We start from the raw sequence: 12,351 nt of genomic DNA, 5'->3' as shown, positions 1-12,351 counted from the left end.
TTAGAATGACACCGTCACGCTGTTGGCGTTACCAGGCTATGCTCAGAGCAATGAGATCACGCATATAGACATCGTTTGACGTGCTGTTAAAATCGCTCACACCTAAACAGGCGGATACGGTAGCGTTCCGTCATGGATGGCAATCAGCGATAGCCATAATTCACAGGGAGACATCTATGAAGCTTCGCCTGTCGGCGCTGGCGCTGGGAACCACATTGCTGGTCGGGTGTGCAAGTTCCGGTACAGAACAGCAGGGGCGTTCAGACCCGCTAGAAGGGTTTAACCGCACCATGTATAACTTCAACTTTAATGTGCTGGACCCGTATGTTGTTCGGCCGGTCGCCGTTGCCTGGCGTGATTATGTTCCACAGCCTGCACGCAACGGTTTAAGCAATTTCACCGGCAACCTCGAAGAACCTGCGATCATGGTGAACTATTTCCTGCAGGGCGATCCTTATCAGGGCATGGTCCATTTCACCCGTTTCTTCCTCAATACCTTATTAGGGATGGGCGGCTTTATTGATGTAGCAGGAATGGCGAATCCGAAACTGCAGCGCGTTGAACCGCATCGTTTTGGCAGTACGTTGGGCCATTATGGCGTGGGTTATGGACCTTATGTGCAACTTCCGTTCTACGGCAGTTTCACGCTGCGTGAAGATGGTGGGGATATGGTGGATACCTTGTATCCGGTGCTCTCATGGCTGACCTGGCCGATGTCTGTGGGGAAATGGACTATCGAAGGGATAGAAACCCGCGCGCAGTTGCTGGATTCCGACGGCCTCCTTCGTCAGTCTTCCGATCCTTATATTATGGTGCGCGAGGCGTACTTCCAGCGTCATGATTTTATTGCCAGTGGCGGAAAACTTAAGCCGCAGGAAAATCCGAACGCGCAGGCGATTCAGGACGAGCTCAAAGAAATCGACTCTGAATAAACGATAATAAAAAGGTGAGCGCAATGCTCACCTTTTTGATCCCTTCAAAGAAGGAATTAGAACGCGTAGTTGAAGTTAGTCCCAAACAGCCATGCCTTCCCTTCAGATTCAAACTGATAGGGGCCTTCATTAATTTTCACGCTCTGACCATGCATATAAGAGACCCCAACGTCGACAGACGCATCTTTATTAAAGGCGTAAGTCGTACCGGCGCTCAGCCAGAAACGGTCCTGATCGGGAATAGAGATAGAACGGTTTTGCGCCGGAACCGGGCTGTCATCGAAGGCGATACCGGTACGGAACGTCCAGTTATCATCGTAGTAATAGGTGGTCCCTAACGCAATGCGGTAAGCATCTTTAAAGCCTTCATGCTTCTCGAAGAGCGTATCGCCTGCGGTCGATTTTGCCTTCAATTCCTGGAACTGACTCCAGCTGGTATAGGCCAGGCTATAGTGGATGGCCCATTGCGGCGCCACGCGGTTATAACCGGACACTTCCCACATTTCCGGCAGGTTTAGTGTCAGGTAGCCCGACTGCGTCGCGCCGCCGGTTGCCGTTGGGATGGGCAGGTTATATCGGTTAATGCCGATGGGAAGATCGCTGCTGTAATTACCTTTAAAGTCAATTTTGACTTCCGAGCGATAGGTCAGAGCGTAGCGGTTATTTTTATCCAGCTCATAAAGGATACCGGCATTCCAGCCAAAGCCCCACTGGTTACCGTTCAGGTGGGCGATTTTGGTATCGCTGGTAATCTGACTGGCGACGGGCGCCAGCGCCGGATTCTGTGCCGCGACCAACTGGCCTAAATCGCCCGCATAACGTTCGATTTTCGCGCGCGCGTATACCGCATCAAAGCCGAGGCCGAAGCTCCAGGCCTCATTTAAGCGATAAGCGCCGCTTAAATTCAGGTTCATGGTTTGAAGATCGGTCGTACCGCCAACCGAGCCGCCTGCGTATGTGTCGTTAAACTCTGTCGCCAGACCATAATTGGAGGTAATCGAAGCCCCCCAGCCAAACTGATCGTTAATCGGGGCGACAAAGTGAACGTTCGGCACCCATGCCGTCGGTGCGATATTATCTGCATCCAGCGTCCGGCGAGATGGCGATGTCCCGCTAATATTGACATCAGGATCTATATAAACCGCGCCCGCTGAAAATGTCGGGCGGTCAAACATCGTAATTAACGCCGGGTTGCGGCTAACGTTACCCGCATCATCTGCGATTGCGCCTTCACCCGAATAGGCCCGGCCAAGGCCAGAGGAAGAAAATTCGTTTAACTGAAAGCCTGCAGACCAGGCCTGGGTGGAGATGATTGCCACTGCGACTGCGAGAGCAGACTTTGTAAACAGGGTTTTCTGGCTCATGACCATAACCTCATTGATTATTTTTATACAAACTATGTTACATGCTGTAACAGGAGCGCGAAGTGTAGGGTCTGCGGTACGACTTAGAAATCAGACCAGTGGCGAGAGTATAGGTCTGACCAGCTAGAATGTTGCAAGTATGTTTATAAGTTTTTTCAATTGTGATCTTAGAAACGAGATCTGGTTGGCAAAATCGGTGGGCTTAACGGTCACCCGATCGCGTGATTTTTGTTTTAGATCATTTTTAAGTGTGATTTCGGTCACTTAACGCGTTTCCCACCATTAACGACTGGAGAGGCGAATGCCGGGAGCGTAAAATACCCTCATCGTTTATCTGGCACCCTGGGTGCAAATACAGAGGAAATCTACAATGAGTAAATGCAGTGCTGATGAAACCCCGGTTTGCTGCTGTATGGACGTTGGAACCATCATGGACAACTCCGATTGCACCGCGTCATACAGCCGCGTATTCGCTACCCGCGCAGAAGCTGAAGAGACGCTGGCGGCGTTAACGGAAAAAGCGCGTAGCGTGGAGTCCGAACCTTGCCAAATTACGCCAACCTTTACTGAGGAGTCTGGTGGCGTTCGTCTGGATATTGACTTTGTTTTCGCTTGTGAAGCAGAAACGCTTATCTTCCAGCTTGGTCTGCGTTAATTCATTTATTCACAACGCCTCCGTCATTGTCTGGCGGGGGCGTTTTCTTTTTTATCGCTTCCCTTCACTGTGCCATAGCTCCCACTTTCTTTTCTCTCTGCTTGGCTAAATGTAAAAAATTGGTTAAGACTGTGATCAGGTCAGACCACTAAATATTTTTTTACAGGGGAGTACTATGCGTCAGGCTTTACCGTTGGTTACCCGTCAGGGCGACCGCATTGCTATTGTCAGTGGATTGCGAACCCCCTTTGCCCGGCAGGCGACGGCATTTCATGGTATTCCCGCGGTTGATCTCGGTAAGATGGTCGTCGGCGAGTTGCTGGCGCGTAGTGAAATTCCCGCTGATACGATCGAGCAACTGGTTTTCGGCCAGGTTGTACAAATGCCGGAGGCGCCCAATATTGCGCGTGAAATTGTACTGGGTACGGGGATGAACGTTCATACCGATGCCTATAGCGTAAGCCGCGCCTGCGCCACCAGTTTTCAGGCGGTAGCGAATGTGGCGGAAAGCCTGATGGCTGGCACGATACGCGCGGGTATCGCCGGCGGCGCGGACTCGTCGTCGGTGCTGCCGATAGGCGTGAGTAAAACCCTGGCGCGCGTATTGGTGGATGTCAATAAAGCCCGTACGATTCGTCAACGGCTAACGCTTTTCTCTCGCCTGCGCTTACGTGATCTGTTGCCGGTTCCTCCCGCTGTTGCCGAATATTCTACCGGTTTGCGCATGGGCGATACCGCCGAACAGATGGCGAAAACGTATGGTATTACGCGTGAGCAGCAGGACGCGCTGGCGCATCGTTCACATCAGCGCGCCGCGCAGGCATGGGCGGAGGGCAAACTGGCGGAAGAGGTGATGACGACCTATGCGCCACCGTATAAAAATCCCTTTTCAGAAGACAACAACATTCGCGGCAATTCCACGCTGGCAGACTACGCCAAACTACGTCCCGCTTTTGACAGAAAACATGGTTCCGTGACGGCCGCCAATAGTACGCCGCTGACCGACGGCGCTGCTGCCGTTATCCTGATGACTGAATCGCGCGCCAAAGAGCTGGAGCTACGTCCGCTGGGCTATCTTCGCAGTTATGCGTTTACTGCCATTGATGTCTGGCAGGATATGCTGTTGGGGCCGGCCTGGTCAACGCCGCTGGCGCTGGAACGGGCCGGACTGACGATGGCCGATCTAACGCTTTTTGATATGCACGAAGCATTTGCTGCGCAGACTCTGGCGAATTTGCAACTGCTTGGCAGCGAGCGATTTGCCCGCGACGTGCTTGGGCGCGCACATGCGACCGGGGAGGTAGATGACAATAAATTCAACGTGCTCGGCGGCTCGATCGCCTATGGGCATCCTTTTGCCGCAACGGGCGCGCGGATGATAACTCAAACCTTGCATGAATTACGGCGTCGGGGAGGCGGTTTTGGCCTGGTAACGGCCTGCGCGGCTGGTGGGCTTGGCGCGGCAATGGTTCTGGAGGCGGAATAATGACTACTCCATCAGCTTTTACGCTTAACGTGCGCCCGGATAATGTCGCGGTTGTCGCTATAGATGTCCCTGGGGAAAAGATGAACACCCTGAAAACGGAGTTTGCCGCTCAGGTACGTGCCCTTCTGAAGCAGATCCGGGAAAATAAAACGTTACAAGGCGTCGTTTTTATCTCGGCTAAGGCGGATAACTTTATTGCTGGTGCCGATATCAACATGATAGATGCCTGTCAAAGCGCGCAAGAGGCGGAAACGCTGGCGCGTCAAGGGCAGCAACTGATGGCGGAGATTCAGGCATTGCCTGTTCCGGTCATCGCCGCCATTCACGGAGCCTGTCTGGGGGGCGGACTCGAAATGGCGCTGGCCTGTCACCGGCGTATCTGTACAGATGATGCTAAAACCGTTCTCGGCCTGCCGGAAGTGCAGTTAGGGCTTTTACCCGGATCAGGGGGAACGCAACGACTTCCACGGCTGGTGGGGATCAGTACCGCGTTGGATATGATCCTGACGGGGAAGCAGCTTCGTGCCAGACAGGCGCTGAAGACCGGGCTGGTTGATGACGTGGTACCACAGTCCATTTTACTGGAAGCGGCGGTTGAGCTGGCTAAAAAAGAACGTCTGGCGCAGCGGAGATTACCCGTACGCGAGCGTATCCTGGCGGGCCCGTTGGGGCGCGCGCTGCTATTTCGCCTGGTGCGTAAAAAGACAGCGCAAAAAACGCAGGGTAATTATCCTGCAACAGAACGAATCATTGACGTGATTGAAACCGGACTGGCGCAGGGAAGCAGTAGTGGTTATGACGCGGAAGCCCGCGCTTTCGGCGAGCTGGCGATGACGCCTCAATCGCAGGCGCTGCGCGCTATTTTCTTTGCCAGCACCCAGGTGAAAAAAGATCCCGGTAGCGATGCGCCGCCCGGCCCGCTGCATAGCGTAGGCATATTGGGCGGCGGATTAATGGGCGGCGGTATCGCCTGGGTCACCGCCTGTAAAGGCGGCTTGCCAGTACGCATTAAGGATATAAATGCTAAGGGAATCAACCATGCACTGAAGTACAGCTGGGATCAACTTGAAACTAAAGTACGCCGACGCCATATCAAAGCCAGTCAACGTGATAAACAACTGTCATTGATTTCAGGCTCGACCGATTATCGCGGTTTTAGTCATCGCGACGTGGTAATTGAAGCGGTATTTGAAGATCTGGCGTTAAAACAACAGATGGTGGCGGAAGTGGAACAACATTGCGCCCCTCACACTATTTTCGCCTCCAATACGTCTTCCTTGCCGATTAGCGATATTGCGGCAAACGCGGCCAGACCGCAGCAGGTGATTGGACTGCACTTTTTTAGCCCGGTTGAAAAAATGCCGCTGGTTGAGGTCATTCCCCACGCGTCTACTTCCGCGCAGACGATCGCTACGACCGTTCAACTGGCGAAAAAACAGGGTAAAACCCCGATAGTCGTCAGTGATAAAGCCGGTTTTTATGTTAACCGAATATTGGCGCCGTACATCAACGAGGCGATTCGTATGCTCACCGAAGGGGAACGTATCGAACATATTGATACCGCGCTGGTAAAATTTGGTTTTCCGGTCGGGCCAATCCAACTTTTGGATGAGGTAGGAATCGACACGGGCACTAAAATTATTCCTGTGCTTGAGGCGGCGTATGGAGAACGTTTTAGCGCGCCTGCAAATGTTGTTGCTTCAATTTTGAATGACGATCGCAAAGGTAGAAAAAATGGTCGCGGTTTCTATCTTTATGGCAAAAAAGGGCGTAAAAGCAAAAAACAGGTTGACCCTGCTATTTATAAGCTTATTAACGTGCAAGGGCAGAGTCGACTATCTGCACAGCAGGTGGCGGAGCGCTGTGTCATGTTAATGCTCAATGAAGCGGCACGCTGTTTCGACGAAAGGGTGATTCGCAGTGCGCGCGATGGTGATATCGGCGCTGTATTTGGTATTGGTTTTCCGCCGTTTCTTGGCGGCCCGTTCCGTTATATGGATACGCTTGGCGCGGGTGAAGTAGTGGCGGCGTTGCGGCGCCTGGCTACGTTATACGGGCCCCGGTACGCGCCGTGTGAGCAACTGGTGCGCATGGCGGAGCGCAGGGAGTATTTCTGGACGAATGAGGAAACTGACCAGAGAAAATGAGGTCAAAGAAAGTATGAATCCGCACTGAATGCTTCTTTAATGGCGAAATAATAATCAAGGATTGACTATACTTACGCCATTGAGGTAAAAAACAGCGTTTCATTCGGTGAATGGATAAGGCACAATGCCGGCCACCGCATTTTTGCCGCAACCAATAGGGGTATGTGGTAAGCGTGCTGGTGAAACTGGTTAACAAAAGCGGTGCAATATGCAAGTTTTTATCATGCGTCACGGCGACGCAGCCCTCGATGCCGCCAGTGATTCGGTTCGTCCCTTAACCTCATGTGGTTGTGACGAGTCTCGCCTGATGGCGAACTGGCTGAAAGGTCAAAAAGTGGATATCGAACGTGTTCTGGTGAGTCCGTTTCTTCGGGCTGAACAGACATTAGATGTGGTCGGCGATTGTATGAATCTGCCGGCTCAGGTGGATGTCCTGCCGGAGCTGACCCCCTGCGGCGATGTTGGTCTGGTCAGCGCCTATCTTCAGGCACTGGCCAATGAAGAGATCGGCGCAGTACTGGTGATCTCTCACTTACCCCTGGTTGGATATCTGGTATCTGAGCTTTGTCCGGGCGAAACGCCGCCAATGTTCACAACGTCCGCGATTGCTAACGTCACGCTTGATGAAAGTGGCAAAGGGACATTCAACTGGCAAATGAGCCCCTGCAATCTGAAAATGGCGAAAGCCATTTAATCTTTGCTGCCGGATGGCGCTTCGCTTATCAGGCCTGCGATAACGTTGTATGTTTCGTAGGCCGGATAAAGCGCTTGCGCCGCCATCTGGCAACCTCGCATCAGGGCAATTCGGGTGGTTGCCACTCTTCTACTTCAATCAACACCAGCAGCGCGGCGTCGCCGCCGTACTCTTTTGGCGCCTGATGAAAAGCCATTACATGCGGATGCTGCGCCAGCCATAATGGTGTCTGCTGTTTCAGGATATGTTTACCGTGTCCATGCATGACGCAGGCGCAGAAAATATGCTCCCGGCGGCAGGCGGCAATCAGCGCCCCCAGTTCCTGCTTAGCCTGGATCTGCGTTAAACCGTGCAAATCAAGAAACAGCTCCGGCGAATAGTCGCCGCGGCGCATTTTTTTTAGCTCAAAATGGCTGACATCTTCACGGACATATTTTACCGGCCCTTCTGTATTTAACAGCGGCTGGAACTCATCGGAAAAATAGTGGCTGGCGTCCGCCTGTTCCTGAATTAACCTTCGGGCAGGCACTTCCGTGATTTTTTTGCGCTGTGGTCGATGGACGATAGTGTCCTGTTTAATCTGTCGGGTGCCAGCCATCAGCTGACGGAACAGCGCCTGATCCTCCTCGCTGAGCGATGCTTTCTTTTTCATTCGGGTGTCTCGTCTGATTTTTTGCCTTAGTTTACCCGACCCGGAGGATATCCGAACGGCTAAAACGGATTTTTCGTATTCTCCCGCCGCGTCAATGCTGATTTATCCCTGTCTTCGTGGCAAACTAGCCGCCGAATTTAATGCGAGCATGGCCTGGAGGAATACGTGGATAAAATTTTCGTCGATGAAGCAGTGAATGAACTGCATACCATTCAGGACATGTTGCGCTGGGCGGTAAGCCGTTTTAGCGCGGCGAATATCTGGTATGGACATGGCACCGATAACCCGTGGGATGAAGCGGTGCAACTGGTGCTGCCGTCTCTTTATTTGCCGCTGGATATTCCGGAAGATATGCGGACCGCGCGTCTGACATCCAGCGAGAAACATCGTATTGTCGAACGGGTTATTCGTCGCATCAACGATCGTATCCCGGTAGCTTACCTGACCAATAAAGCCTGGTTCTGCGGCCATGAGTTTTATGTTGATGAGCGGGTCCTGGTGCCGCGTTCGCCTATTGGCGAGCTTATTAATAACCACTTTGCCGGGCTTATTAATCAACCGCCGAAATATGTTCTGGATATGTGTACCGGCAGCGGTTGTATCGCCATTGCCTGTGCTTATGCCTTCCCGGATGCGGAGGTAGATGCGGTAGATATTTCGCCGGATGCGCTGGCCGTTGCCGAACATAACATCGAAGAACACGGTCTTATCCATCATGTGACGCCAATCCGCTCCGATCTGTTCCGTGATCTGCCGAAAGTCCAGTATGACCTTATCGTCACTAACCCGCCTTATGTCGACGCGGAAGATATGTCCGATCTGCCGAACGAATATCGCCACGAACCTGAGTTGGGACTGGCGTCGGGGAGTGATGGTCTTAAACTAACCCGCCGTATTCTGGGGAACGCGCCAGATTATCTGTCCGATGACGGCGTTCTGATTTGTGAAGTCGGAAACAGCATGGTACATCTGATGGAGCAGTATCCGGATGTACCGTTCACCTGGCTGGAATTTGACAACGGCGGCGATGGCGTCTTTATGTTGACCAAAGCGCAGTTACTTGCGGCCCATGAACATTTCAGCATTTATAAAGATTAAAACACGCAAACCGACAACAACGATAACGGAGCCGTGATGGCAGGAAACACAATTGGACAACTCTTTCGCGTAACGACTTTCGGCGAATCACACGGGCTGGCGCTTGGGTGTATCGTCGATGGCGTACCGCCGGGCATCCCTTTGACAGAGGCCGATCTGCAGCACGATCTCGACAGACGTCGCCCCGGCACCTCGCGCTATACTACCCAGCGTCGCGAACCGGACCAGGTAAAAATTCTTTCCGGCGTGTTTGACGGCGTAACGACCGGTACCAGCATTGGCTTGCTGATTGAAAATACCGATCAACGCTCGCAGGACTATAGCGCGATTAAGGATGTTTTTCGTCCGGGGCACGCGGATTACACCTATGAGCAGAAATACGGCCTGCGCGATTACCGCGGCGGCGGGCGTTCTTCCGCACGTGAAACCGCCATGCGCGTAGCGGCGGGGGCGATCGCCAAAAAATACCTGGCGAAAAAGTGTGGTATCGACGTCCGTGGCTGCCTGACTCAGATGGGCGACATTCCGCTGGAGATGAAAGACTGGCAACAGGTTGAGCTTAATCCGTTCTTTTGTCCCGATCCGGATAAACTCGACGCGCTGGACGAACTGATGCGCGCGCTGAAAAAAGAGGGCGATTCTATTGGCGCGAAAGTGACGGTGGTGGCGAGCGGCGTGCCGGCAGGGCTTGGTGAGCCGGTATTTGATCGGCTGGATGCGGATATCGCTCATGCGTTGATGAGTATCAATGCGGTGAAAGGCGTGGAGATCGGCGAAGGATTTAACGTGGTGGCGCTACGCGGCAGCCAGAATCGTGATGAGATTACGGCGCAGGGTTTTCAGAGCAACCACGCGGGCGGCATCCTCGGTGGCATCAGTAGTGGGCAACATATTGTAGCGCATATGGCGCTAAAACCTACGTCCAGCATTACCGTGCCGGGTCGTACGATTAACCGGATGGGTGAAGAAGTCGAGATGATCACCAAAGGGCGTCACGATCCATGTGTGGGGATCCGCGCGGTACCGATCGCAGAAGCCATGATGGCCATCGTACTGATGGATCACCTGCTGCGCCATCGGGCACAGAATGCGGACGTAAAGACAGAGATTCCACGCTGGTAAGAGATGAAAAAAACCACGATTGCGCTGCTGGCATGGCTTGTCAGTAGCGCCAGCCTGGCGGCAACGCCGTGGCAGAAAATAACCCATCCTGTTCCCGGTAGCGCGCAGTCTATCGGTAGCTTTGCCAACGGATGTATCATCGGTGCCGACACGCTGCCGGTACAGTCCGACACTTATCAGGTGATGCGCACCGATCAACGCCGTTATTTCGGTCACCCGGATTTAGTGATGTTTATCCAGCGCTTGAGCCATCAGGCGCATCAACGGGGGCTTGGAACCGTCCTGATAGGTGATATGGGGATGCCTGCCGGAGGCCGTTTTAATGGTGGGCACGCCAGTCATCAGACCGGGCTGGATGTGGATATTTTCTTGCAGTTGCCGAAAACGCGCTGGAGCCAGGCGCAGCTATTGCGCCCACAGGCGTTAGATCTGGTGTCCCGTGATGGTAAACATGTCGTGCTGTCTCGCTGGTCGCCGGATATCGCCAGTCTGATTAAACTGGCGGCGGAGGACAATGACGTTACGCGTATTTTCGTCAACCCTGCCATTAAACAGCAGCTTTGTCTTGATGCCGGAAGCGATCGCGACTGGCTACGCAAAGTGCGCCCCTGGTTCCAGCATCGTGCACATATGCATGTGCGTTTACGCTGTCCTGCCGATAGCCTGGAGTGCGAAGATCAACCTTTACCCCCGCCAGGTGATGGATGCGGCGCTGAACTGCAAAGCTGGTTCGAACCACCAAAACCTGGCGCCACAAAGCCTGAGAAGAAGACACCGCCGCCGTTGCCGCCTTCCTGTCAGGCGCTACTGGACGAGCATGTACTCTGATGGACAATTTTCTTGATCTGTTTATGGTCTCCCCGCTGCTGCTGGTTGTGCTATTTTTTGTCGCCGTGTTGGCAGGATTTATCGATTCTATCGCCGGGGGCGGAGGGTTGCTTACCATTCCTGCGCTGATGGCCGCCGGAATGTCGCCGGCAAACGCGCTGGCGACCAATAAATTACAGGCGTGCGGTGGTTCCCTTTCATCTTCGCTCTACTTTATTCGCCGCAAAGTGGTGAACCTGGCCGAACAAAAACTCAATATCCTGATGACTTTCATTGGTTCGATGAGCGGTGCGCTGCTGGTGCAGCACGTTCAGGCGGATATTTTGCGCCAGATCCTGCCCATACTGGTGATTTGCATCGGCCTCTATTTTTTATTGATGCCGAAATTGGGTGAGGAAGATCGCCAGCGCCGCCTGTATGGATTACCTTTCGCATTGATTGCCGGAGGATGCGTCGGATTTTACGACGGCTTTTTCGGCCCTGCCGCCGGGTCGTTTTACGCGCTGGCGTTTGTCACCTTGTGTGGCTATAACCTGGCGAAATCCACGGCACATGCCAAAGTGCTTAACGCTACATCTAACGTTGGCGGCCTGCTGTTATTCATTATCGGCGGTAAAGTGATCTGGGCGACGGGTTTCGTGATGCTGGTTGGTCAGTTTCTGGGGGCGCGAATGGGGTCGCGTCTGGTACTGAGTAAAGGCCAAAAACTCATCAGACCGATGATTGTCGTTGTCTCGGCGGTGATGAGCGCTAAATTACTTTATGATAGCCACGGACAGGAGATCCTCCACTGGTTGGGGATGAATTGATGAACAATACGCATCACTACGAACAGTTAATTGAGATTTTTAACGGCTGCTTTGCTGAAGAATTTAATACCCGTCTGATTAAAGGCGACGACGAACCGATCTATCTTCCTGCTGACGCGCAGGTGCCGTATCACCGCATTGTCTTTGCTCATGGCTTTTATGCCAGTGCGATTCATGAGATATCGCACTGGTGTATCGCCGGAAAAGCGCGGCGTGAGCTGGTCGACTTTGGTTACTGGTATTGCCCGGATGGCCGCGATGCGCAGACCCAGAGTCGGTTTGAAGATGTTGAGGTGAAGCCGCAGGCGCTAGACTGGCTATTTTGCGTGGCGGCGGGGTATCCCTTTAACGTCAGTTGCGACAATCTGGAAGGGGATTTCGAGCCCGATCGTGTGGCGTTTCAGCGCCGGGTTCATGCGCAGGTAATGGCGTATCTGGAGCAGGGCATTCCTGAACGCCCGGCCCGCTTCATCAAAGCGCTACAGAATTATTATCACACGCCCGAACTTAAGGCGGAACAGTTCCCGTGGCCGGAAGCACTCAACTGAAGCCAGAGCCACGTTT

The 12,351-nt window shown here is 53.2% G+C and carries 13 protein-coding genes; 10 read left to right on the top strand and 3 right to left on the bottom strand.

Features of this window, described 5'->3' with window-relative positions; all coding sequences use genetic code 11:
* Window positions 1-176 precede the first annotated feature (176 nt).
* On the top strand, window positions 177-932 hold the full coding sequence (gene mlaA / locus SBG_RS11150) for a phospholipid-binding lipoprotein MlaA (protein WP_000776792.1): 756 nt from the start codon (window positions 177-179) through the stop codon (window positions 930-932).
* 56 nt (window positions 933-988) lie between these two features.
* Here mlaA and fadL read toward each other — a convergent pair whose 3' ends face one another.
* Entirely contained in the window at window positions 989-2,296 is a 1,308-nt protein-coding gene (gene fadL, locus SBG_RS11145) for a long-chain fatty acid transporter FadL (RefSeq protein WP_001664355.1), read from the bottom strand.
* A gap of 370 nt (window positions 2,297-2,666) precedes the next feature.
* On the opposite strand from fadL, the gene SBG_RS11140 reads away from it, so the two are divergent.
* From SBG_RS11140 to sixA, 4 genes are all read left to right on the top strand, one after another.
* Window positions 2,667-2,951: a YfcZ/YiiS family protein gene (locus tag SBG_RS11140; protein ID WP_000030905.1), complete on the top strand. Its 285-nt coding sequence runs from the start codon at window positions 2,667-2,669 to the stop codon at window positions 2,949-2,951.
* 175 nt (window positions 2,952-3,126) lie between these two features.
* Entirely contained in the window at window positions 3,127-4,437 is a 1,311-nt protein-coding gene (gene fadI / locus SBG_RS11135) for an acetyl-CoA C-acyltransferase FadI (RefSeq protein ID WP_001248138.1), read from the top strand.
* Window positions 4,437-6,584 (top strand): fatty acid oxidation complex subunit alpha FadJ, encoded by a 2,148-nt coding sequence (gene fadJ / locus SBG_RS11130; protein WP_000211154.1) that lies wholly within the window; start codon window positions 4,437-4,439, stop codon window positions 6,582-6,584. The genes fadI and fadJ overlap by 1 nt, the downstream gene beginning before the upstream one ends.
* A 208-nt stretch (window positions 6,585-6,792) precedes the next feature.
* On the top strand, window positions 6,793-7,278 hold the full coding sequence (gene sixA, locus SBG_RS11125) for a phosphohistidine phosphatase SixA (protein ID WP_001195804.1): 486 nt from the start codon (window positions 6,793-6,795) through the stop codon (window positions 7,276-7,278).
* Here sixA and SBG_RS23350 read toward each other — a convergent pair.
* A complete protein-coding gene (locus SBG_RS23350) occupies window positions 7,275-7,403 on the bottom strand; it encodes a hypothetical protein (protein WP_020844842.1) in 129 nt (42 codons plus the stop codon). The two genes, sixA and SBG_RS23350, sit on opposite strands and share 4 nt — an antisense overlap.
* Window positions 7,379-7,930 (bottom strand): endonuclease SmrB, encoded by a 552-nt coding sequence (gene smrB / locus SBG_RS11120; protein ID WP_000725942.1) that lies wholly within the window; start codon window positions 7,928-7,930, stop codon window positions 7,379-7,381. Before smrB ends, SBG_RS23350 begins: the two co-directional genes overlap by 25 nt.
* 165 nt (window positions 7,931-8,095) lie before the next feature.
* On the opposite strand from smrB, the gene prmB reads away from it, so the two are divergent.
* The 5 genes from prmB to SBG_RS11095 are packed head-to-tail and all read left to right on the top strand — an operon-like array spanning window position 8,096 to window position 12,335.
* Window positions 8,096-9,028 carry a 50S ribosomal protein L3 N(5)-glutamine methyltransferase gene (gene prmB, locus SBG_RS11115; protein WP_015702944.1) on the top strand — a complete coding sequence of 311 codons (933 nt, stop codon included), beginning with the start codon at window positions 8,096-8,098 and terminating at the stop codon, window positions 9,026-9,028.
* Between the two features lie 36 nt (window positions 9,029-9,064).
* Window positions 9,065-10,150 (top strand): chorismate synthase, encoded by a 1,086-nt coding sequence (aroC, locus tag SBG_RS11110; protein ID WP_000918459.1) that lies wholly within the window; start codon window positions 9,065-9,067, stop codon window positions 10,148-10,150.
* Window positions 10,151-10,153: 3 nt separating this feature from the next.
* Window positions 10,154-10,978 carry a penicillin-insensitive murein endopeptidase gene (gene mepA / locus SBG_RS11105; RefSeq protein WP_000753846.1) on the top strand — a complete coding sequence of 275 codons (825 nt, stop codon included), beginning with the start codon at window positions 10,154-10,156 and terminating at the stop codon, window positions 10,976-10,978.
* The gene (locus SBG_RS11100; RefSeq protein ID WP_000368533.1) at window positions 10,978-11,787 is read left to right on the top strand and encodes a sulfite exporter TauE/SafE family protein; all 810 of its coding nucleotides are present in this window, start codon (window positions 10,978-10,980) and stop codon (window positions 11,785-11,787) included. Before mepA ends, SBG_RS11100 begins: the two co-directional genes overlap by 1 nt.
* Window positions 11,787-12,335 (top strand): elongation factor P hydroxylase, encoded by a 549-nt coding sequence (locus SBG_RS11095; protein ID WP_001066343.1) that lies wholly within the window; start codon window positions 11,787-11,789, stop codon window positions 12,333-12,335. Before SBG_RS11100 ends, SBG_RS11095 begins: the two co-directional genes overlap by 1 nt.
* The last annotated feature ends 16 nt before the right edge of the window (window positions 12,336-12,351 follow it).

Origin of the sequence: Salmonella bongori NCTC 12419 (genome assembly GCF_000252995.1) — a bacterium.
GTDB lineage: Bacteria > Pseudomonadota > Gammaproteobacteria > Enterobacterales > Enterobacteriaceae > Salmonella > Salmonella bongori.
The sequence above is the reverse complement of the archived record's forward strand: the minus strand, read 5'-3'. Positions and strand labels throughout refer to the sequence as shown.

Excerpts from the sequence above, each read along its gene's own strand:
- aroC (WP_000918459.1), top strand. The coding sequence starts at position 9,065 with ATGGCAGGAAACACAATTGGACAACTCTTTCGCGTAACGACTTTCGGC.
- fadI (WP_001248138.1), top strand. The coding sequence starts at position 3,127 with ATGCGTCAGGCTTTACCGTTGGTTACCCGTCAGGGCGACCGCATTGCT.
- smrB (WP_000725942.1), bottom strand. The coding sequence starts at position 7,930 with ATGAAAAAGAAAGCATCGCTCAGCGAGGAGGATCAGGCGCTGTTCCGT.
- fadL (WP_001664355.1), bottom strand. The coding sequence starts at position 2,296 with ATGAGCCAGAAAACCCTGTTTACAAAGTCTGCTCTCGCAGTCGCAGTG.
- SBG_RS11100 (WP_000368533.1), top strand. The coding sequence starts at position 10,978 with ATGGACAATTTTCTTGATCTGTTTATGGTCTCCCCGCTGCTGCTGGTT.
- SBG_RS11140 (WP_000030905.1), top strand. The coding sequence starts at position 2,667 with ATGAGTAAATGCAGTGCTGATGAAACCCCGGTTTGCTGCTGTATGGAC.
- mepA (WP_000753846.1), top strand. The coding sequence starts at position 10,154 with ATGAAAAAAACCACGATTGCGCTGCTGGCATGGCTTGTCAGTAGCGCC.
- mlaA (WP_000776792.1), top strand. The coding sequence starts at position 177 with ATGAAGCTTCGCCTGTCGGCGCTGGCGCTGGGAACCACATTGCTGGTC.
- fadJ (WP_000211154.1), top strand. The coding sequence starts at position 4,437 with ATGACTACTCCATCAGCTTTTACGCTTAACGTGCGCCCGGATAATGTC.
- SBG_RS11095 (WP_001066343.1), top strand. The coding sequence starts at position 11,787 with ATGAACAATACGCATCACTACGAACAGTTAATTGAGATTTTTAACGGC.
- sixA (WP_001195804.1), top strand. The coding sequence starts at position 6,793 with ATGCAAGTTTTTATCATGCGTCACGGCGACGCAGCCCTCGATGCCGCC.